The sequence below is a fragment of the Chitinophaga sp. NPDC101104 genome, assembly GCF_050277495.1.
Taxonomy (GTDB): Bacteria; Bacteroidota; Bacteroidia; order Chitinophagales; family Chitinophagaceae; genus Chitinophaga.
On the sequence record NZ_JBNNSF010000001.1, the window covers coordinates 4,090,095 to 4,110,947 of the forward strand.

Below are 20,853 nucleotides of genomic sequence, written 5' to 3' on the forward strand. Positions count from 1 at the left end.
CATCATGAAAAAACTCATCTATATCATACCCGCATTTGCACTGTTCGCCGCAGTGGGATGCAATAAGAACATGGAAGAAGGGCCGCTGGAAAACCTCGACTCGTCTTTCATCTTCGACCCGGTAGACAAGAACGGTTCGTATGCCGACCAGTTCCTGAACGATATTTACGGCAACATGCCCAACGGCTGGAACCGGATCGGCAACTCCATGCTCGACGCCGCCACGGATGACGCGGTACCGTCTATGCGCGGCAGCTCCATCGAAGACCTCCGCTTCGGCCGTATCGATCCCTTCGGCAATCCGGACGATGTATGGACTTCCCGCTATACCGTTATCCGCAAAGTGAACGTGTTCCTCGCCAAGGTAGACCGCGTGCCGATCGAGAACGAGGTGAAAGGGTATTGGAAAGCGGAAGCCCGTTTCCTGCGCGCCTATGCCTACTTCGAACTGATGAAACGCTACGGTGGTGTGCCTTTGATGGGTGAAAGGATCGGAACGCTGGCCGAAGATCTCCAGGTGCCCCGCAGCTCCTTCGAAGCCTGCGTGAACTACGTTTCCGGTGAACTGGACGCCATCAAACCGCTCCTGCGCACCGGCCCCGCCGCCGGTGGCGATTTCGGCCGCATCACCAACACCGCGGCCCTCGCCCTCCAGGCCAGGCTGCACCTCTACGCCGCCAGCCCGCTTTTCAACGCCGGCAACCTCGGCACGCAAAACAAGGAACTGACCGGCTACACGGACGTTTCCGCCGGCGCCGTAAAAGCCCGCTGGCAGAAAGCCGCAGACGTGGCGAAGGAGCTCATCGATCTGAACACGCACATCATCGAGCCCAATAACCGATATATCAACATCTTCATCACGCGCGACAGCAAGGAGATCATCCTTTCCTACCTCCGCGCCAACACGAGCGATGTGGAACAGAACAACGGGCCCGTGGGCTTTACCAAGTTCAGCCACAGAGGGTATACCAGTCCTACCCAGGACCTCGCCGAAGCGTTCCTCATGACCAACGGCAAGCCCATCACCGATCCCACTTCCGGGTACGATCCGGATAAGCCCAACGTGAACCGCGACGCCCGTTTCAACCTCGTGTTCTTCTTCAACGGCAGCAAATGGCTGAAAAGGACCGTGGAAACGTTTGACGGCGGGCTGGACAGGCCCGGCGGCAACATCACGCAGACGCAGACCGGCTATTACCTCCGGAAGTTCATGTACAACGCCGAGACTGCCAGCTCGCTGGGCGCGCAGCCGCACAACTTCCCCCTGTTCCGGTTCGCAGAAGTGTACCTGAACTACGCCGAAGCATTGACGGAAGCCAACGATGCCACCCAGGCCGATGCCGTGGCGGCGCTCAACAAAATCCGTTCCCGCGGGGGCATGAAAACCGCGGTACCGAATTCCGTACCGAAAGACGAGCTGCTGACGCTGATCCGCAACGAGCGCCGTGTGGAATTATGCTTCGAGGAGCACCGTTTCTGGGACATCCGCCGATGGATGATCGCCAGGCAACTGTTCACCGGCGACCTCCACGGACAGCAAATCGTTCGCGCAGACGACGGTACCGTTACATATACCAAAGTTGCAGTAGGAAAAGTAGCATTCAACGACCGGATGCACCTCTATCCTATCCCCCAGACTGAGTTATACAGAAACCGCAACCTGGTACAAAATCCCCTTTGGTAATCCGATAAAGCCTCCGTTATGAAAAAAATATTTTCCACCCTTATATTGATCTGCCTGCTGGTCCCGGCCATGGCCCAGCAAGAGCGCAGAAACGTGAGGGGCACCGTCAGGGACGCCAACGGGGCGGTTCCCGGGGTAGTCATCTTCGAAAAAGACGTGCCGGGCAACGGCACCGTATCCAACGAAACAGGCGGTTTCAACCTGACCGTCCGCGGCAAAGCCAACACACTCGTATTCAAATTCGTGGGATACCTGCAACAGGAAGTGGTCGTTACCGGCAAAAGCGAGATCAACGTCACCTTGCAGCAAGACGTGAAAGGCCTGGAGGAAGTGATGGTAGTGGGCTACGGCCGCACCACCAAACTGAGCAACACCGTAGCTACCAGCTCCGTGACCGGAGACGAGATCCGCCGCGTGCCCACCGCCAGCCTGCAGAACGCCCTCGTGGGCAAACTGCCCGGCTTCCTCGCCATGCAGCGTAGCGGCCAGCCCGGTAAAGACGGGGCGGAATTCCTCATCCGCGGCGCTTCCACCTTTTCCAACAACCGGAACCTCACGCCGCTCATCATCGTGGACGACGTCGAATTTACCGGTAACTTTTCCGACATCGATCCCGAACAGGTGGCCAACGTGACCATCCTGAAAGATGCGGCTTCCGCCGCCGTGTACGGGATCAAGGGCGCCAACGGCGTAATCGTGGTAACTACCATCCGCGGCCAGAGCGGCAAGGCGCAGATCCGCCTCACGAGCAACTACGGCCGCCAGGGCAACAGCATCCGCCCGGAATTCCTCAGCGCATACGACCATGCCCGCCTCCGCAACGCAGCACTGGTGAGCGACGGCCTGCCGAAAGAATATACCGATGAAGACCTCGAAGCCTGGCGCACCGGCAGCGACCCCTACGGCCATCCGGACATCGACTGGTGGGACGTGCTCATGCGCAAATCCACCACACAGACCAAGAACAACCTCAGCATCACCGGCGGTTCCGACAAGATGAAATACTTCGTGTCGGTAGGCCACCTGTTCCAGAACGGCATCCTGAAAGATTTCCGCGAGCCCGGTTCTTCCGTGAACCCGAACTACTACCTGAAACGCTATAACTACCGCTCCAACCTCGACTTCCAGGTGACGCCCTCGCTGGACCTGGGGCTCGACGTATCGGGGTATTTCGGGGAAGAAAACGAGCCCAACACCCGCGGCCGCGCCAACCGTAACCGGATCTGGTTCGAGCTGTACGATTACAAGGCGTTGCCGCCCATGGCCTATCCCATCTACAACCCAGACGGTACTTTCGGCGCTGCGCCCGAAACCGTGGTGACCGGTAACGGCGCGGGGAACAACATCGTGGGCAGGCTCATGAAAGGCGGTTACCGCCGGGATTTCGAGAACGATATGCAGGTGAACATCCGCGCCTCCCAGAAACTGAACTTCATCGCCAGCGGCCTCAAACTCTCCGCCCTCGTGAGCTATTCCAGCAACCAGGGCTTCAGCCGCGACCTGGGAAGGACCAACTTCCTGTCGTTCATCTACAACAGCAAAACACAAACCTACACCCCGCTGCTGCCCAATACTTACCGCGACGAGAAGTATACCCTCGGCAGTACTTCCGCCACTGTTGAGAAACGCCTCAACACACAGTTGTCCCTCAACTACGACAGCACTTTCGGCCAGAAACACCACGTTTACGCCCTGGTGCTGCTGAACCAGTTCTCCGAAACGGAAGGCGCGGCATTGCCGGAAAACTTCCGCGGCTATACGTTCCGCCTCGGATACGATTACCGCAAAAAATATCTCATCGAGTTCAATGGCGCCTATAACGGGACGGACCGCTTCAAGGCCAGCAACCGATATGGCTTCTTCCCCGCGGTGTCTGGCGGCTGGAACATCGCAGAGGAGCCGTTCTTCAAAGACCGCGTTAAATTCATGGACCTGTTCAAGATCAGGGGGTCTGTGGGTATGACCGGTACCGATGATATCGACAATACTTATCAATACCTCTACGAGCACGTATACCTGGAAGGCCTCGGTTACAACTTCGGCGAAAACCAGAAAGCGTTCTCCGGCATTTACGAAGGCATCCTCGGCAACGAGAACGTTAGCTGGGAAAAAGAGCTGCAATGGAACGTGGGAACGGACATGAACTTCTTCCGCAACAAACTTTCGTTCACCGCCGAAGTCTTCAAAAGGAAAAGGACCGACATCCTGCTGCCGCGCCAGAGCCTCAGCGCCATCATCGGCATCGGCCTGCCGCCGTCCAACCTCGCGCAGGTTTCCAACCGCGGGTTCGAGATGAACCTCAATTACAGCAACAAGCTCAACAAGTTCAACTATCGCATCAACGCGAACATGTCCGTCGCCAAAAACCGGATCGAATTCATGGACGAAGGGAATCCCCCCTATCCCTGGCTCCGCCAGACCGGCGGGCCTACCAACCGTGAACTGGGTTACGTGACGGAAGGGTTTTATTATGATGACGAAGATATCGCGAAAAGTCCCCTCCCCGTGGGCCCCAAACCGAAGCCCGGCGACCTGAAGTACAAAGACCTGAACGGTGACAACAAAATCGACCCGTACGACATGGCTTACAACAAATATTCCAACACGCCCACCACGCAATATGCCATGACCCTGGGCGGGGATTGGAAAGGACTGAGCTTCTCCATCACGTTCCAGTCGGCCACCAACTTCGTGCTCAGCCAGTTCGCCGAAGCGGTGACGCCGTTCTTCGGGAACCTCCGCCAGGTGCACCTGGACGCGTGGACGCCTGAAAACCGCGACAACGCCAAGTTCCCGCGGATTTCCACGATGGACAACATCAGCAACGCGCTCAGCAACCCGTCCGACTTCTGGACCGTGAAAGGCGATTACATCAAGCTGCGCAATGCCGAGATCGGCTATACGCTGCCCCGCCGGATGGTGAGCTCGCTGCACCTGCAACAGGTGCGCTTGTACGTGAACGGTTCCAACCTGCACACCTGGATGCTCGGCCCGAACCTGTACGACCTAGACCCCGAGGTGAGCTCGCGGACCGAAGGCGGGGTATACCCGACACAGCGCGTATTCAACGTAGGCCTGAACGTTAACTTTTAAAACACCGGAAGCACATGAAAAGCATTTATAAATACTGTTTCGCCGCCGTGGCCAGCGCGGGCCTGCTTGCATCCTGCGCGAAGAAAGACCTGCTCGACCCTACGGTAGTACGTTCCCTGAACGAAGAGCTGACCTTCGGCGACAGCGTTAGGACGATGGCGTTCGTGACGTCGATCTACAGCGAGCTGGGCGCCAATTCCTTCAACAGCCGGTATGGCAACGGGGGAAGCCTGGCCGAGGGTTCCGACGAGTCCGTTTCCCGCCTCTTCGGCGCCACGCAGGCCTGGGTGCCGCTCATGATCGGCACGCTCAACGCCACGCGCACCACGCCTTACGAAAAAGTGTACAACAACGGCTGGAACAACATCCGCCGCGTCAATACCTTCCTGAAGAATTTCGGTAAGCTGCCGCTGGCCGGAGAAACCAAAAACCAATTGCTCGGCGAAGTGAAATTCCTCCGCGCCTGGTACTTCTGGACGATGGTGCAACACTTCGGCGGCCTGCCGCTCATCGGCGACAAGCTCTATACCCTCGACGATACCATCCTGGAGCCCCGCGCTTCGTATGCAGACTGTATCGATTACCTGGTGAAGGAGCTCGACGAAGCGGCCGACCTCGTGGTAGCGCCCACCGAACAGCGCCCCGAAGATTACGGCCGGGTGAACAAAGGGTTCTGCATGGGCCTCAAGGCCCGCATCCTCCTCAATGCGGCCAGCAAGCTGTATAACGGCGGGCAGGAATCCATCGCCTCCGCGGCGCAGAAACCGCTGGTAGGTTATATGGACAACAAGCCCGAGCGCTGGACGACCGCACGCGAAGCGGCCGAAGCGCTCATCAACACCGGATGGTATTCTCTGGTGGAAAACGGTACGGCAGGAAAGGGTTTCTACGATCTGTTCATCGAACGTAAAAACAGCGAATTCATTTTCCCTGCGATGGCCGGTCAGAACCGCACCATGGAAGCCAACTTCCTTCCCCGCTCCCGCAACGGCAACGTGAACGGATGCCCCAGCCTCAACGCCGCCAAGCGTTTCGGGATGAACAACGGTTTGCCCATCACCGACCAGAATTCCGGGTACGACCCCGCCAATCCCTTCAAAGACCGCGATCCCCGGTTCAAATACACGATCCTCAACAACGGCGATAAATGGCGCACCAACGCCAGCAGCACCGCCGTTCCCATCTGGACCCACATCGGCGCGGAAACTGACGGCGTAGACGCCAGCCTCGTGTACACCGGCATGTTCTTCCGGAAATTCTGCAGCGAAGCCACCACCGGCAACGGCGGGTCGCAGACAGACCGCGTGATGCCCATCATCCGGTATGCAGACATCCTGCTCATGTACGCGGAAGCATCCATCGAAGAAGGCCAGTTCGAGAAAGCTGCGGAAAAGATCATCATGGTCCGCAAACGCGCCGGCATCAAGCCCGGCGGCGATGGACGGTACGGCCTCAAAACCTCGGGCGACAAAGCCTACTGGACCAGCGTGATCCAGAACGAGCGCGCAGTGGAACTTTGCCTGGAAGATTCCCGATTCTGGGACGTGCGCCGCTGGAAAACGGCGCCGGTAGACCTCAACACCACCATTTACCGCCTCATGATCACCAAGGTGGCCGACAATCAGTGGACGTATGCGGAGCTGCCCGTAGACAAGAACCCCATTCGTGTGTTCCAGTCGCTCCACTACTTCTTCCCGCTGCCCATGGCCGAAGTCATGAAAAACACCGCCATGGTCCAGAACCCTGGATACTAGCAGTTTCCCTTCCTGTATAAAAAAAGACCGGCCTCCGAAAAGGAGCCGGTCTTTTTCAGTTATGTAGTTCCGTTACCTGGATTTTGATTGCAGCCGCCTGTGCGCGAGGCCCCATGCTTCCAGGGCTTCCGTGATCGTTTTGAGCTGCTTTCCGATGGCCGTCATTTCGTATTCCACGCGCGGCGGCACTTCCGGATACACCTTCCGCGTCACCACCCCGTTTTCTTCCAGCCGCCGCAGCTGGATGGTGAGCATCCGTTCGGTGATGCCCGGCATCTTCTTGCGGAGCTCGCTGAACCGCAACTTGCCGTTAATGAGGAAGCAGCAGATCGCCAGCGACCACTGGTTGCCGATGATGCTCGCGGCATAGACCTCCGGGCACCAGTCTTCCATCATTTTCTTGTTGGCATAATGGGTCGAAGTTTCCTTGATCCTGGTCATTACTTACTTTTTTTATAGTACCGCACAATTGGATGGCAATATACGTAATCATCGCTACCTGCTTTAGTTTTGTAATCACAAATCAACAGTAACATGAAAACACTCGTGATCGTAACCCACCCCACTATCGAAAAATCCGTCATCAACAAAAGATGGACCGCTGAACTGGAAAAGCACCCGGAAAAATACTATGTGCATTCGCTGTACGAAGTCTACCCGGATGGTAAGATCGACGTCAAAAAAGAACAGGAACTGCTCGAACGGTTCGATCATATCGTATTCCAGTTCCCTTTTTATTGGTTCAACTGTCCGCCGCTGCTGAAACAATGGCTGGACGAAGTGCTGACCTACGGCTGGGCCTACGGCAAATCCAGCGGGTACAAACTGGGCGGCAAGAAAATAGCGCTGGCCATCACGGCGGGCATCGGAGAAGAAGGCTATCGCCCGGAGGGCAAATACAAATACACCATGGAAACGCTCACCACCCCGTTCGAGCTCACATTCCAGTACATCCACGCCGATTACAAGGGCATATACGTGTATTACGACATGGAACAGAACGCGTCTGAAGAGTGGGTGGAAGCCAGTGTGGCGCCTTTCCTGGGATTCCTGGAATCGCTGAAAACGGAATGCCCGTCCCCGGCAGTGCAGGAACGGGCATGAAGATAAATTTCCGGCCGGCTCAGGGTGTAGGCGGCACTTTCACGGCCTGCCGGCCGATCAGTTTCCACTGTTTGCCGGATTTGGCCCACACGAGCATCACGTAGAGGTTCACTTTGCCGGGCTTTCCGCCATCTGCCGTATCGCCCTGGAGCGTATGCCGCACGATGGCGGTATTGCCGTTCATGATGATCGTCTGGTTGGAAAGGTCTATCGTGACGAAGTCGCCTTTGCCGCTCACGAGGTAATCCACGAACTCGGCCTGGTTTTCGATCCGGCCGTTGGAATGGCCGTAGGTGAGCGTGGGCGCGGTAAGCGATTCCAGGGCCGGCTTATCGGCCGAGATCATCGCTTCCCGCAGCTTCAGCACGGCGGCGGCAACGTCCCGTTCGTCTTTGGATTGCGCCTGGCCCAATTGGCTGAAAGCCATGAGCGCCAGCAGGGATACCATTTTTTTCATCGTTTTCATATTGGTGGAAGTCCCATCAAAATACGAAATCCCCGATTAAAAAATTACTGCGGCGGGAAGTTATACGGCATCCATCCGGGCAGGGAAGCCAGTTCTTTTTCCACGTCGTCGCTGATGGGAATGCCCCATTTCTCGAAAAACGGCGCGATGTTGCGGCCGCTTACTTTCGAAAAGGTTTTGGCCCAGAGGTCGCGCTTCTTCTGATCGCCGCGCGCATATTCCCCGGAAGGGTCGGCGATGGCGAGGGCCTGGTATTCGCGGAAGAATTTTTTATACGTTTCCCATCCGAACGCTTCCTGCAGCTGGCGGAACATGATGAGCCCCAGGAAAGGGCTTTGCTGCCACTTCTGGTAAGCCGGCCCCGCCGCGAAATAGTTTTTCATGGCTTTCTGGGTTTCGTCGTTGGAAACGCCGGTATGCGCATCGTCGCGGCCACCGAGCAGGCGGTCGAACATATACAGCGAAAAGAAATTGCAGCTTACTTCAGTAGTGCCGCCGAATACCCAATCGTTATTCTGCATGTTGTGCCCGATCTCGTGGAAGAAGCCCCAGTTAGCGCCGCCCTTGCTGCCTTTCATGAGCTTCGCCGGATCGGCGATCACGTCGGCGGACAGCATCCCGCTCGAGGGCGAATGGTGGATCATGATCGGGTACCCGCTGTGCATGAACCCTCCGCCGATATGCTCGTCTATCACCATGCGCTGCGGGCGGTAATAGGGCTGCGGGATCTGCGCAAGCTCCATTTCGCCGCCCACGATCAAATCCCAGAGCTTCAGCACGTTTTCCGGATCGTTCACCTGCCGGAGGATGGAATCGGGAATGGTGAGGATGACCTTTTCGGTGGCCAGTTCTCCCCAGGGCGCCTTGCTGGCGGCGAGTTGCTGCTTCCACTCCTCCGCGGTCGTTTTTCCGGCGATGAAGAGCGGGGCTTTCACGGCCCGGGCGATTTTCACATCGGCCGTCCATGAATCGGATTTGGGCGATGCGGTGATGTAAATGAGGCCGCCAAAAGGAGATGTGATGCGGGTCGTCTTTTTGCGGAGCGTGTCTACCCGCACGATGTCGGGCATCCGGCGCCAGTCTTCCCCGCCGGCCACCCAGCGCGTAAGGTTGTCTGAATGCGCGCCGATCTGGATGCTCACGTTTTTACCGATGAGCGATTCGGGAACGGTCACCTCGATGTATTCCCCCGCCACGGCGTACAATCCGGTGCTGTACATATTGTTGCGCCAGGGTTGGGAATAATGCAGCGTGGCCACCACGGGCGCCAGCGCGTCGCTGATCCGGTTGTGGGCGATGGAAACGGTTTCCGTTACCCGCGCCGCGCTTTTGTCTACGCTACCGGGAAACACGGCAGCCGAAGGGTGTGCAACGATCTTCGCGTAGCTGGTGGAAGCGAGCTGCTCCCTGCTCCAGTCGCGGATGGCATTGCGCATGTCTTTGTCCTTTACGGAAAGCCGGTTTTCGGGTGTAATGAGGACGTTGCCGGGCGCGAGCTGTTGCGCCCCGGCCGTCAGCGCGGCCAGCATGAGGGCGCAGCTGATAGTGGATTGCCTGATCATAAGAGTAGTCATCTTTCAGGTAATATACATTGCCGGCCATTTCCTTTCCGGATTTTCCGGATGAGCGGCAAAAAAAAGCCGGCCACTTTTCGGCGGCCGGACTTTCCTTTATCGTATTACAGCTAGATTTTCGCGAATGCCTGCGCCAGGTCGGCCTTGATATCATCGATATGTTCGATGCCGAGGGAAATGCGCAACAGGCCCGGCTCTACGCCTGCCTTGCGCTGTTCTTCCTCACTGAGCTGCTGGTGCGTGGTGGTGGAGGGATGGATGATGAGCGTTTTGCTGTCGCCCACATTGGCCAGGTGATAGATGAGCTCCAGGCTTTGCACGAGCGTATCCGCCGCTTCCTTTCCGCCTTTCACTTTGAAAGACAATACCCCGCCGGCGCCTCTTTTCAGGTATTTCTTCGCCAGATCGTTGTACTTGTTGCCGGGCAGGCCGGGATAGTTCACGAATTCCACCTGGGGCTGCTGCTGGAGCCATTCCGCCAGCGCCTGGGTGTTCTGGATGGTGCGGTCGACCCGCAGGCTGAGGGATTCCAGGCCCTGCAGGAACAGCCAGGCGTTCTGCGGCGACAGTGAGGGACCCCAGCTGCGGAGGCCCGTCACCCTGGCGCGGATGATGTAGGCGATGTTGCCGAAGGGGCTGTGCGAGCCGAACACTTCCCAGAACTTCATGCCGTGGTAGGCTTCGTCCGGTTCGGAGAACTGCTGGAACTTGCCGTTGCCCCAGTTGTAGTTCCCCCCGTCCACGATCACGCCGCCGATGCTGTTGCCATGGCCGCCGATCCATTTGGTGGCGGCTTCCACCACGATGTTGGCACCATGTTCCAGGGGGCGGAAAAGGTAGCCGCCCGCACCGAAGGTATTGTCTACCACCAGCGGGAGGTCGTGCTTCTTCGCGATGGCGCTGATTTTTTCGAAATCGGGAATGGCGAAGCCGGGGTTGCCGATCGTTTCCACGTAAATGGCTTTGGTGCGGCCGTCTATGAGGGCTTCGAAGCTGGAGGGATTGTCGAGGTCCGCGAACCGGGCTTCCACGCCTATCCTTTTAAAGCTGACTTTGAACTGGTTATAGGTACCGCCGTAGAGGTACGAAGAGGTCACGAAGTTATCGCCCGGGAGCAGGATGTTGTGCAGGGCGATGAATTGCGCCGCCTGGCCGGAAGCCACCGCCAGCGCGCCCACACCGCCTTCCAGCGCGGCGATGCGCTTCTCGAAGACGTCGGTGGTGGGGTTCATGATCCGCGTATAGATATTGCCGAACTGTTTCAGCTGGAAGAGGTCTGCCGCATGGCCCGCATCTTCGAACGTATAGGAGGTGGTCTGGTAAATGGGAACGGCTGCCGAATGGGTTACGGGGTCTGGCTGGTAGCCTGCGTGGACCTGGAGCGTCTCAAATCGTAAGGAGTTGTTTGACATGATGTATGCTTTTTGTAGTCTACAAAATAACTAGACTATTTCTAATATCAAAATAAAACAACCATAAAAATAGCGGTTCGTCAAGCCGATGGAACGGTACATCAAAGGCTTTTGCGCGGCTGGCGTGGATTTGCGTGTTTTGGGGCAGCGATATTTCCTCATTCTAAAATCCTACCCATGCAACACAAATTCCTGTTCAGCGCCCTGGCCACCCTGGCCGGCCTGTTTACCATCGCCTCGCTGTACGCCGGCGGCGGCAGAGATTCGTTCAAAGTGTATCTCAACAACAAGCTGATCGTCGAAAAATGGCTCGGCGAGAAGATCACGATCGATGAATTGCCGCTGGATGAAAGCAATCTGAACGATAAGCTGACCTTCCATTACAGCCATTGCGGCCGTATCGGGACAGACCGTAAGGTGGTGGTGCGCGATGCGAAGGGGAAAACCCTGCGCGAGTGGGCCTTCGCCAATGCCGAAGGCAAGCAGTCGGGCATGGTGATCCCCGTGAAGGAGATCCTCCAGCTCCGCCAGCAGAACGTTTCATTCGTCTATTCCGCCAACGAGCTGCCGAAGGGGCAGCTGATGGCCTCCTTCCGCCTGCATGCGTCTACCACTTCCTGGGTCCCCGGGCAATCGGTTTTGACGTTATTGTGTTAGATTTACGGTATGTCGCGCACATACCGCATCCGTAAATCGCAATTATTGCCGGTAAGCGTGGACGCCGCCTGGGATTTTTTCAGCGACCCGTCCAACCTCCGGCGCATCACGCCGCCCCGGATGGGGTTCACCGTCACCAGTGAGCCTCACCAGGGGCGGATCTATGCAGGGCAGATCATCGAATACCGCCTCAAACCCGTTCTCGGCATCCCCATGTACTGGATGACCGAAATCACGCGGGTAGAGCAGGGCCGCATGTTCATCGACGAGCAGCGGTTCGGCCCCTACAGCTTCTGGCACCACCAGCACCATTTCGAGCAACAGGGCAATGGCACGCTCATGACCGATATCGTACATTACCGCATTCCCCTCGGATGGCTGGGCGACGTGGCCAATTCCCTCTTCGTGCAACGCCAGCTGGAAGGCCTTTTCCGCTTCCGGACCTCCGCTGTTGACAAGCTGCTGGGAAACAACGGGGCATAATGCTGGCATTTTCCGGGGATATTGCCTATTTTCATGGGTCTTAGTTCATGAAAACTGATCGTATGTTCCGTTCCCTATTGGCCTTGTCCCTCCTCGCCTGCTCCGCGGCCCGCGCCCAGGAGAAGGAATTGGTGCCGCAGATGCACACCCGTGTTTTCATCATGGAAAATCCCCCCGTGCCCGAAGTCCACGCTTCCACCATCGTGGAGCTCGACAATGGAAAGCTCATGGCTGCCTGGTTCGGCGGTACCCAGGAAGGTAAAAAGGACGTCGGGATTTGGACGTCCACCTATCAGCACGGCGAATGGAGCCAACCGAAAGAACTGGTGAACGGTGTGGTCGACGCCACTACCCGCTACCCTGCCTGGAATCCCGTGCTGTTCCGCACCAAAGCCGGAAAACTGTTCCTGTATTACAAAGTAGGCCCCAATCCGCGCGAATGGTGGGGCATGATGATGAGCTCGGCCAACAACGGAAAAACCTGGTCCGCACCGCAACGGCTGCCCGACGGCATGCTCGGCCCCATCAAGAACAAACCTTTCCAATTGGCGAACGGAGACATCCTCTACCCTACCAGCACCGAGAGCACAGATAAGAACATCTGGAAAATACATCTCGAAAAATCGGATAAGAACGGCGGCAACTGGTCGCGCATCGAAATACCGAACGATACTTTCCAGGCGATACAGCCCAGTATTTTACGGTATCCGCACGATAGCCTGCAACTCCTCTGCCGCAGCAAAAACGATCATGTGGTACAGAGCTGGTCGGCCGACAACGGTAAAACCTGGAGCCCCGTAACCGCCACGCTGCTGCCCAACCCCAATTCCGGGACGGATGCGCTGACGCTGGACAATGGGTACAAACTCATCGTCTACAACCCCGCCGTGCGCGGCGGCAACTGGGCTGCAGGGCGCGCCAAACTGTATGTGGCCATCAGCCGCGACGGGATCAACTGGAAAGATGCGGCCGTGCTCGAAAACGGCGACAAAGGCGAATTCAGCTACCCGGCGGTGATCCAGGGGAAAGACGGGCTCATCCATATCACCTACACCGCCGACCGGAAAAACATCCGCTATTGCATGATGCGGATCGCCCCGCTCACCGCGGAATAAACCGGGGTTCACGTAAAAAAAATGGCAGCGCCGGGAACGGCGCCGCCTTCGATATTCTGCTATATCAACTTTCAACTGTTAGTTATTTTCAGGCTGCGGCGCTTTTTTAATGCCCGCAGCCGCAACGATCGCGCCGGCGAAACTGATCACCGCCGCCACGAGGAACGCCGTTTGGAAACCGCCGTTCAATGCCGCTACATCTCCTTCGCCAGACAATTTCAGGCTGCCCGTTTTCGCCGAAGAAATGGCGACGATCACCGCCAGGCCCAATGCCGACCCGATCTGGTAACTGGTGTTGACCAGGCCGGATGCCAGGCCCGACTCCTCCGGCCGCGCGCCCGAAATCGACGCCACCGTTCCCGGAATATACGCCAGCGACATCCCGATGGCGCCCAGCAACGACGCCGGCAGCACATGCGTGATAAAACTCCCGTCCACCGGTGCCGCGCTGAAAATGAGCAATGAAAGGCTCAATACCAGCAAACCCGCTACCAGATTCGGCTTAATCCCGAACCTGCCCATCAGTTTCCCGGTAATGACCATCATGAAAAGCATGATCGTAACCGTCATGGGCAGCAATGCCAGTCCGCTGTTGAACGCCGGCAACTGCAACACCTGTTGTAAATAAAGATTGAGGAAAAACCACAATGGGATCCAGGCCGCGGCCATCAACGCCATTACGATGTTGCCGGCCGAAAGGTTGAACGCTTTGAAAATGGACAACGGCATGAGCGGCTCCTTCTTCGTTTTCTGCAAAACGATGAACGCGGTCAGCAGCAGCACGGAAAACGCGAGCAGCCCCCAGGTCTTCGCGGAGCTCCATCCATTCCCTTCCGCCGCCACGATGGCGTATACCATGATGACGAACGCCGCCGTGGCCAGGATGGCGCCTGCAAAATCGATGCTCCCTTTGCGGTGGGCGCCTTTCAGTAACAGAGACGGGCTTAATACCAGCACGATCAGGCCCACGGGAATGTTGATGAGGAACACCCATTCCCACGACAGCCACTGCGTGATGGCGCCACCCAGGAACACGCCCGCCGAGCCGCCCGCTGCGGCCGCTGCACCCCAGAAGCCCAGGGCTTTGTTCAGCTCTCTGGGATCGGTGAATTTGGTGAGCAATAATGTGAGCGCCGATGGTGCGATCAGTGCGGAGCCCAGGCCCTGCAAAGCCCTGCCGATGTTCAGCGAAGCTTCCGACCAGGCCACGCCTGCGAGCAACGACGCGGCAGACAGCACGGCGAATCCCCACATAAAAATCTTCCGCGCCCCGAACAGGTCGGATAGCCTGCCGCCCAGCAGCAGGAACCCGCCGAACACGATCACGTACGCATTGAAGATCCATTGGAGGCCGGACTGCGAATAGCCCAGGTCACTTTTGATGGCAGGCAGCGCCACCCCGATGATCGAAGTGTCCATGATGACGATGAACTGCGCAGTGCAAAGCAACGCGAGGGCAGACCAGCGTTTTTTATAAGGAAGGGCCTGTTTGGGCGATTGTACGGTTTCAGTAAGCATATTTCGTATTTGATTGGTAAAGGATTATTGTAATTGGAGCAGGCCCTGCGCGCGGCGCAGTTGTACCTGGACCACCTTGTGCCGGTAGATCGCCAGCAGGTAGTTGATTTTCGATTGCGTGAGGGCGAGCTCCGCATCGGTGAGCTCCAGCCGCGTGCCGAGCCCGTTGCGGTAACGCTCGTCCATCATTGCATAACTCACTTCCGCCAGCTCCACCGTTCGCTGCTGGATGGCGAGTTGCCGCACCGCTTCCTGGCGCTGCGAAACGAGCGCCGCGATTTCCGCCTTCACGGAACGATGCAGATCGTCGAGCCCGATGCTTTCCTGCCTGGCGCGGATGGCCGCCTGGCTGATCTGCGATCTGACGCGGTTGCCGTTGAATACCGGCACCGCCACCTGGACGCCGATGAAGGAAGTCCGCGGCCACACGTATTGACCCAGTTTCACATTATCTGCCTGCGCCTGCAACTGGTATTGCCCTATCGCCATCACTTTGGGGATACGTTCCGATTTTGCGGCAGCGAGCGCCACCTGGCTTTTTTCGACAGACAGCTTGCGGATAGCGATATCGTTGCGGCTTTGCGCGGCCGTTGCCAGTGCCTGCGCCAGTTCGGAAGCGCCCGCATCTTCACCGGAAATGCCGAGACTGTCGGTAAGGGCGATGACATCGGCCTCATCGATCCCGATGAGCCGCTTCAGCCAGATGCCCGTTACTTCGACCTGGTTATCGAGATAGGAAATGGAGGACCTGAGATTTTCGACGGAGATGAAAGCCCGCAGGGTATCGGCTTTCAGGCTTCTGCCCTGTGCATAGAGCGAGCGGGTATCGGCCAGTGCCTTTTCGTTCCTGGCGAGGCTTTGCCGTTGCAAACCGATCTGCGATTGCATGAACAGCATATCGAGATAAGTGATGGAAATCTGTTCGCCGAGCGCGCTTTGCAGTTCGGCGGATTTTTCGTGCTGGATGCGCTCGTCGTACTGTGCCGCTTTCGTTTGTTGCCTCGCCGTTTCGTTCAGCAAAGGTTGGCTGGCGGAAATGAGCCCGTTCATGGCGTTCTTTCCTCCAACGGCCACGTCCTGCACCGGTTTCGCCGTTCCTGCGAAATACCCCGGCAGAAAAATCACCTGCCGGTCGAAGTAATGCTGATACCCGGCGCCCGCATTCACGCTGGGCAGGAGCTGGCTGCGCACTTCGCGGGTCACGCTTTGCTGGCGCACTTCTTCCAGCGACTGGACCTGCACCTGCCGGTTGGCCGTTGCGGCGAGCGACAGGGCTTCGGACAGACTTATCTTTCTTACCGCCTGTCCCCGGCTGCCGACTGCCAGTAGCAGCAAGGGTATGATGTATGTTATCAGTTTCATGATTGGATTATTTGGATATGATGGATCAGGCGTACATTTCTTCCACTTCAACCGGCTCTTCTTCTTCTACCGGCTCTACCCTTCGTTTGCTGCCAGACAGGTAGGAATACACCGCCGGGATGATGAACAGGGTCAGGATCCCCGCGAAAATGAGCCCTCCCGCGATAACGATCCCCAGCGATTGCCGGCTGTTATGCGTCATGGCGATGGGCAGCGCCCCGAATATCATGGCCAGCGACGTCATCAGAATGGGCCTGAAACGCTGCTCCGCGGCCTGAATGGCGGCATCGTACCTCGAAAGGCCCGTTTCCTTCAGATGGTTGGCGAATTCCACGATGAGGATGCCGTTTTTGGTGATAAGCCCCACCAGCGTAATGATCCCGATCTGGCTGAATACGTTCAGGCTCTGGCCGAACCAGCTCAGGCTGAGAATGGCGCCAGTTACCGCCATAGGCACCGTGAGCATGATGATGAGCGGATCGCGCAGGCTTTCGAATTGCGCGGCGAGGATCATGTAAATGAGCAGGAGCGCCAGTATGAGCGTGAAGCGGATGTTCCCCTGGCTTTCTTCATAATCCCTCGACTGCCCCGCCAGCGATGTCTTGAAATTGGCGCCAAGCACGGTTCGCTGGATATGCTTCATCTCTTCGATCCCTTCCGCCAGGCTCACTCCGGGCGCCAGGCCCGCGGAAACGGTAGCGGAAGTGTATTGGTCGTAGCGGTAAATCGCCGCCGGACTGATGCTCTCCCGGATCGTTACCAGGTTGTCCAGCGAAATCATGTCGCCGTTCGCGGAACGGACATAGATGGAGCGCAGGTCCCCGGTCTTGCTGCGATTCTCCTTTTCCAGCTGTCCGATCACTTCGTACTGGCGGTCGTTCCGCAAAAAGTACCCGTACCGCTGGCCAGACAACGAAAGCTGCAAAGCCCTGCCCACTTCCTGGATGGAAACGCCCATGAGCGCCGCCTTCTGCCGGTCGATGCTGATTTGCAGTTCGGGTTTGTTGATCTTGAGGTCTGCATCCACGAACATGAGCTTTTTACTTTGCCGGGCCGCCTGCAGGAATTTGGTCAATGCGCCGGAAACCGTGTCGAGATTGGCGCCCTGCAGCACGAACTGCACCGGCATCCCGCCGCCATACCGTGTTCCGATGGTGGGCGGTAAATAGGGGAACAACAACAGCCCCCTGAAATTGCCCGATGCGGCCGCGTATTGGTTATACAGGTCTTGCACGGAAGCCTTGCGGGCTTTGGGCTCCTTCAGGTAAATGCTCTGCACCGCGAAACTCGTGGGCGCCGGCGCCGGAATAAAGGAAACGGCCACCATCGAATAGGTTTGATACAGCCCGTCGGTAGAATCGTTGACGTATTTGCCCACGGCGGTCATCTGCTTTTTCATATAGTCGAACGAAACGCCTTCCGGGGCAATGGCGATCAGGCTCATGTTGGAACGGTCTTCCACCGGCGCCAGTTCCGACGGCAGTTTTTTACCGACGAAATAGATCAGCACACCCGCGCCAACGAGGAATGCCCAGGCCAGCCAGCGCGCTTTCATAAAGCCTTTCAGCAAATGCGCGTAGCCATTGTTGAGCCAGATGAAGAACGGCTCCGTTTTACGGTGCAGCCAGTTGGGGCGGTCCTGCTTCTTCAGCAAATACGCGCTCAGCATGGGCGACAGCGTCAGTGCCACGAAAGCCGACACCAGTACCGATCCGGATACCACGATCGCGAACTCCTTGAACAATTGTCCGCTGATACCGCCCATGAACACGATCGGCAGGAACACCGCGGCGAGCGTGATGGTGGTGGATATCACCGCGAAATAAATCTCCTTCGATCCCTTGAACGCCGCCTGAACGGGCGTCATCCCCTCTTCCACTTTTTTATAGATATTTTCCAGCACCACGATCGCATCGTCGACCACCAGCCCGATGGCGAGCACCAGCCCCAACAGCGTAAGCACGTTGATGGAAAACCCTGCTATGTACATGATGAAGAACGCAGACAGGATAGATACGGGAATGGCCAGTACGGGGATGATGGTGGAACGCCAGTCGCGGAGGAACAGGAAAATGATCAGCACCACGAGCCCGAAGGCGATGAAGAGCGTTTCTTCCACTTCCTTGATGGACTCGCGTACGGGTTTGGTAAAATCGAAACCCACAATGAGCCGGAATTCTTTCGGTACCTCTTTCCGCAACTGATCGAGCCGGCGGTAGAATTCATCCACGACTTCGATGGCATTGGCGCCCCGCTGGATCTGGATCGCGATGCCTACGCCCACGCGGTTGGCGTTCCCGGTTTCGTTGATGATGGCCGTACGTTCGTTCAGTTCGCCCAGCTCGGCGTAGCCGATGTCTTTGAGGCGGATGACGGAGGTGCCCGACCGTTTGACGATCATTTCGTTGAACTCCGCAGTGGTAGTGAGGCGGCCCATGGTGCGCACGCTCAGTTCCGTGCTGCTGCCTTCGATCTTTCCCGCGGGCAGGTCCATGTTCTCGCGCAACAGCGCCTGGCGGATATCTTCCGGCGACAGTTTGTACGCCGCGAGCTTTACAGGGTCGAAGCGAAGGCGCATGGCGTATTTATGTTCGCCGACCACGGCCACGCGGTTGATGCCGGGGATGGATTGCATCCGGTCTTTGATCACGGTTGACGCGAGGTGGCTGACTTCTTTAATGTCTTTGGTATCGCTTTCCACTTCGAGGAAAGCCACGAGGTTATCGGGCGAGCTGGCTTTTTCCACGATGGGCGGATCTACGTCGGCAGGCAGCTGGCTGCGCGATTTGGCGACTTTATCGCGGACGTCGTTCAGCGCATCTTCCAGATCTACTTCGCGGTTGAATTCCACGGAGATGATGCTGGCCTGCTCGCGCGATTCGGAGGAGATGGTGCGCACGCCGCCGGCTTCCGCCAGCGATTCTTCGATGGGCCGGGTGATCTTGGAGGCGATCACGTCCGGACTGGCGCCGGGGTAGAAAGTGACGACGGAGATCACCGGGGCTTCCGTGAGGGGGAATTCGCGGATGCCGAGCTGCTTGAGGCCCACGAGCCCCAGGATGACGATGAGTAAGGAAAATACGCCTCCCAGCACCGGCTTTTTTATACTAAGCGATGGTAAGTTCATAACAGAGATGATTAGAAATGATTATTTGGACGCAACCGCCACGGCCGGTGCGCCGTTGCCCAGCCGGAGCGTGTTCGACACGATGATGCTGTCGCCGTTTTGCAGGCCGGTTGTTATGATGGCTTGCGATTCCGTTCTGTTACCGATGGAAACCGGGGTGATTTGAGCCGTTCCGCCTTTCAGCACGTACACGGCATAGCCATCTCCGCCGGGCAGCAAGGCCTCCGTGGGTATAGCGATCCCTTTCGTGCCGGCACCGGCGGTAGAGAAGAGGATCCTGGCGGAAAGGCCCGCCCGCAGCCTGTTCCCGGCGTTAGTCGCAAGTGCCTGTACGAGGATGCTCCGGTTGGTGGCATCTACCCCGGGCTCGGTGGCTTTGATGGTGGCTACATGCTCATCCGGCCCCAGCTCTGTCGTGAAACGCACCGTGGCACCGGTTTTGATCAGGGGAAGATATTTCTCCGGCACGGAAAAATTGATCTTGATCTGCTGCTGGTCTTGCAGGCTGACGAGTTCCATATTCGGCGCTACGTAAGCGCCGGCCACCACTTTCGTAATTCCGATCCTGCCGCTAAAAGGCGCCGTGACCAGCGTTTTGGCAAGACCGGCCTTCAGGATTTCCTGCTGTGCCTCCAGCACCTGGAGGCGGGTGGCCACTTCGTCGTATTCCTGCTGGCGGACGGTTTCCGTTTTGAGGAGCGCGGCCAGGCGGCGTTCGGTCAGTTGCGCCATTTTCAGTTCGGCCGTCAATTGTTTGAGCCGGGCCCGCAGATCGGCGTCGTTCAGTTTATAGAGCAGCTGCCCTGCAGATACCAGTGCACCGTCCTGGAAACCCACTTGCAGCACGCGTTCGGCCACTTCGCTTTTGATCGTTACTTCCCGGAAAGGGACCGTGGTGCCGGTGATCACTTCATGCTGCGCGATGTCTTGCTCCTGTGCAACGATGACATCGACCGGGAGCGCCGGCGCGGCGGAAGGGCCGGCAGCTGCCTGTGCAGCGGCGGATTTGCCATCGCCGCAGGCGGTAAGCAGGGTCATGAGGGCTGCCGATGAAAATATGACCGGATAAATTATTTTTTGAAACATAACATTTGCGATTAACGTGATGATTTATGATCACAAATGTAGATGCCGGGAAAGCCCTTCCCATTACACAATAAAAGGTAAGGTTTATAAAATTTCAATGAGGAGCGGTAATTAGTCCTGTCGCCGCAAACCCTTTACCACAAATAATTACAACAGATATGGAAATAGCAATGCCGCGCCGGTTTTTCAAAGCAGCGCGGAGTGTTCTTTCGTCCGTAATTACCGGTGTAAATTACCGCGCTTCGAAAAGCCGCGGTTGCATTATTATGGAAAAGACTTGCATAATTCGGGAAACGCTGTCCCGTTTATATTAATAGTAAAGGCAAGGTTTGCGCCTTGCCTTTACTTCCGTGTATTTACCTTTCAGCTTGCTGTGCCGGTGTAGCTATCACAATACACCTTCTAAGGAGATATACGG

General features: G+C 57.2%; 15 protein-coding genes. 7 read left to right on the forward strand and 8 right to left on the reverse strand.

What is annotated here, in order from left to right:
• The first annotated feature begins 4 nt into the window (after positions 1-4).
• Genes ACQKLP_RS16495 through ACQKLP_RS16505 form a run of 3 tightly spaced genes read left to right on the forward strand, consistent with a single transcriptional unit; the run spans position 5 to position 6,531 of the window.
• Positions 5-1,684 (forward strand): RagB/SusD family nutrient uptake outer membrane protein, encoded by a 1,680-nt coding sequence (locus tag ACQKLP_RS16495; RefSeq protein WP_427323884.1) that lies wholly within the window; start codon positions 5-7, stop codon positions 1,682-1,684.
• Between the two features lie 18 nt (positions 1,685-1,702).
• Positions 1,703-4,777 carry a SusC/RagA family TonB-linked outer membrane protein gene (locus tag ACQKLP_RS16500; protein ID WP_427323885.1) on the forward strand — a complete coding sequence of 1,025 codons (3,075 nt, stop codon included), beginning with the start codon at positions 1,703-1,705 and terminating at the stop codon, positions 4,775-4,777.
• Between the two features lie 14 nt (positions 4,778-4,791).
• Entirely contained in the window at positions 4,792-6,531 is a 1,740-nt protein-coding gene (locus tag ACQKLP_RS16505) for a RagB/SusD family nutrient uptake outer membrane protein (RefSeq protein ID WP_427323886.1), read from the forward strand.
• 72 nt (positions 6,532-6,603) lie between these two features.
• Here the strand turns inward: ACQKLP_RS16505 and ACQKLP_RS16510 are convergent, their stop codons facing one another.
• Complete coding sequence (locus ACQKLP_RS16510) at positions 6,604-6,972, reverse strand: winged helix-turn-helix transcriptional regulator (RefSeq protein ID WP_427323887.1); 369 nt, start codon at positions 6,970-6,972, stop codon at positions 6,604-6,606.
• Positions 6,973-7,065: 93 nt separating this feature from the next.
• On the opposite strand from ACQKLP_RS16510, the gene ACQKLP_RS16515 reads away from it, so the two are divergent.
• Positions 7,066-7,635, forward strand: a complete 570-nt coding sequence (locus ACQKLP_RS16515; protein ID WP_427323888.1) for an NAD(P)H-dependent oxidoreductase — start codon at positions 7,066-7,068, stop codon at positions 7,633-7,635.
• Positions 7,636-7,654: 19 nt separating this feature from the next.
• Here the strand turns inward: ACQKLP_RS16515 and ACQKLP_RS16520 are convergent, their stop codons facing one another.
• The 3 genes from ACQKLP_RS16520 to ACQKLP_RS16530 all read right to left on the reverse strand — a co-directional run bounded on the left by ACQKLP_RS16520 (position 7,655) and on the right by ACQKLP_RS16530 (position 11,087).
• Complete coding sequence (locus tag ACQKLP_RS16520) at positions 7,655-8,092, reverse strand: nuclear transport factor 2 family protein (RefSeq protein WP_427323889.1); 438 nt, start codon at positions 8,090-8,092, stop codon at positions 7,655-7,657.
• Between the two features lie 53 nt (positions 8,093-8,145).
• Positions 8,146-9,675 (reverse strand): M60 family metallopeptidase, encoded by a 1,530-nt coding sequence (locus ACQKLP_RS16525; protein ID WP_427323890.1) that lies wholly within the window; start codon positions 9,673-9,675, stop codon positions 8,146-8,148.
• A gap of 110 nt (positions 9,676-9,785) precedes the next feature.
• Positions 9,786-11,087 carry an O-acetylhomoserine aminocarboxypropyltransferase/cysteine synthase family protein gene (locus tag ACQKLP_RS16530; RefSeq protein WP_427323891.1) on the reverse strand — a complete coding sequence of 434 codons (1,302 nt, stop codon included), beginning with the start codon at positions 11,085-11,087 and terminating at the stop codon, positions 9,786-9,788.
• Between the two features lie 177 nt (positions 11,088-11,264).
• On the opposite strand from ACQKLP_RS16530, the gene ACQKLP_RS16535 reads away from it, so the two are divergent.
• The 3 genes from ACQKLP_RS16535 to ACQKLP_RS16545 all read left to right on the forward strand — a co-directional run bounded on the left by ACQKLP_RS16535 (position 11,265) and on the right by ACQKLP_RS16545 (position 13,342).
• Positions 11,265-11,744: a hypothetical protein gene (locus ACQKLP_RS16535; protein ID WP_427323892.1), complete on the forward strand. Its 480-nt coding sequence runs from the start codon at positions 11,265-11,267 to the stop codon at positions 11,742-11,744.
• A 9-nt stretch (positions 11,745-11,753) separates the two neighbouring features.
• A complete protein-coding gene (locus tag ACQKLP_RS16540; RefSeq protein WP_427323893.1) occupies positions 11,754-12,227 on the forward strand; it encodes an SRPBCC family protein in 474 nt (157 codons plus the stop codon).
• A gap of 62 nt (positions 12,228-12,289) precedes the next feature.
• Complete coding sequence (locus tag ACQKLP_RS16545; protein WP_427323894.1) at positions 12,290-13,342, forward strand: sialidase family protein; 1,053 nt, start codon at positions 12,290-12,292, stop codon at positions 13,340-13,342.
• Positions 13,343-13,420: 78 nt separating this feature from the next.
• Here the strand turns inward: ACQKLP_RS16545 and ACQKLP_RS16550 are convergent, their stop codons facing one another.
• Genes ACQKLP_RS16550 through ACQKLP_RS16565 form a run of 4 tightly spaced genes read right to left on the reverse strand, consistent with a single transcriptional unit; the run spans position 13,421 to position 20,387 of the window.
• Entirely contained in the window at positions 13,421-14,860 is a 1,440-nt protein-coding gene (locus ACQKLP_RS16550) for an MFS transporter (protein ID WP_427323895.1), read from the reverse strand.
• Between the two features lie 24 nt (positions 14,861-14,884).
• Positions 14,885-16,222, reverse strand: coding sequence for a TolC family protein (locus ACQKLP_RS16555; RefSeq protein WP_427323896.1), 1,338 nt, complete (start codon positions 16,220-16,222; stop codon positions 14,885-14,887).
• A 25-nt stretch (positions 16,223-16,247) separates the two neighbouring features.
• Complete coding sequence (locus ACQKLP_RS16560; protein ID WP_427323897.1) at positions 16,248-19,349, reverse strand: efflux RND transporter permease subunit; 3,102 nt, start codon at positions 19,347-19,349, stop codon at positions 16,248-16,250.
• Positions 19,350-19,370: 21 nt separating this feature from the next.
• Positions 19,371-20,387 (reverse strand): efflux RND transporter periplasmic adaptor subunit, encoded by a 1,017-nt coding sequence (locus ACQKLP_RS16565; RefSeq protein ID WP_427323898.1) that lies wholly within the window; start codon positions 20,385-20,387, stop codon positions 19,371-19,373.
• Positions 20,388-20,853: the final 466 nt, after the last annotated feature.

What these genes read in the sequence shown, in the direction of transcription:
- ACQKLP_RS16510 (WP_427323887.1), bottom strand. Translation starts at nt 6,972, where the DNA reads ATGACCAGGATCAAGGAAACTTCGACCCATTATGCCAACAAGAAAATG.
- ACQKLP_RS16505 (WP_427323886.1), top strand. Translation starts at nt 4,792, where the DNA reads ATGAAAAGCATTTATAAATACTGTTTCGCCGCCGTGGCCAGCGCGGGC.
- ACQKLP_RS16495 (WP_427323884.1), top strand. Translation starts at nt 5, where the DNA reads ATGAAAAAACTCATCTATATCATACCCGCATTTGCACTGTTCGCCGCA.
- ACQKLP_RS16520 (WP_427323889.1), bottom strand. Translation starts at nt 8,092, where the DNA reads ATGAAAAAAATGGTATCCCTGCTGGCGCTCATGGCTTTCAGCCAATTG.
- ACQKLP_RS16535 (WP_427323892.1), top strand. Translation starts at nt 11,265, where the DNA reads ATGCAACACAAATTCCTGTTCAGCGCCCTGGCCACCCTGGCCGGCCTG.
- ACQKLP_RS16565 (WP_427323898.1), bottom strand. Translation starts at nt 20,387, where the DNA reads ATGACCCTGCTTACCGCCTGCGGCGATGGCAAATCCGCCGCTGCACAG.
- ACQKLP_RS16550 (WP_427323895.1), bottom strand. Translation starts at nt 14,860, where the DNA reads ATGCTTACTGAAACCGTACAATCGCCCAAACAGGCCCTTCCTTATAAA.
- ACQKLP_RS16555 (WP_427323896.1), bottom strand. Translation starts at nt 16,222, where the DNA reads ATGAAACTGATAACATACATCATACCCTTGCTGCTACTGGCAGTCGGC.
- ACQKLP_RS16500 (WP_427323885.1), top strand. Translation starts at nt 1,703, where the DNA reads ATGAAAAAAATATTTTCCACCCTTATATTGATCTGCCTGCTGGTCCCG.
- ACQKLP_RS16540 (WP_427323893.1), top strand. Translation starts at nt 11,754, where the DNA reads ATGTCGCGCACATACCGCATCCGTAAATCGCAATTATTGCCGGTAAGC.
- ACQKLP_RS16525 (WP_427323890.1), bottom strand. Translation starts at nt 9,675, where the DNA reads ATGACTACTCTTATGATCAGGCAATCCACTATCAGCTGCGCCCTCATG.
- ACQKLP_RS16560 (WP_427323897.1), bottom strand. Translation starts at nt 19,349, where the DNA reads ATGAACTTACCATCGCTTAGTATAAAAAAGCCGGTGCTGGGAGGCGTA.
- ACQKLP_RS16545 (WP_427323894.1), top strand. Translation starts at nt 12,290, where the DNA reads ATGTTCCGTTCCCTATTGGCCTTGTCCCTCCTCGCCTGCTCCGCGGCC.
- ACQKLP_RS16515 (WP_427323888.1), top strand. Translation starts at nt 7,066, where the DNA reads ATGAAAACACTCGTGATCGTAACCCACCCCACTATCGAAAAATCCGTC.
- ACQKLP_RS16530 (WP_427323891.1), bottom strand. Translation starts at nt 11,087, where the DNA reads ATGTCAAACAACTCCTTACGATTTGAGACGCTCCAGGTCCACGCAGGC.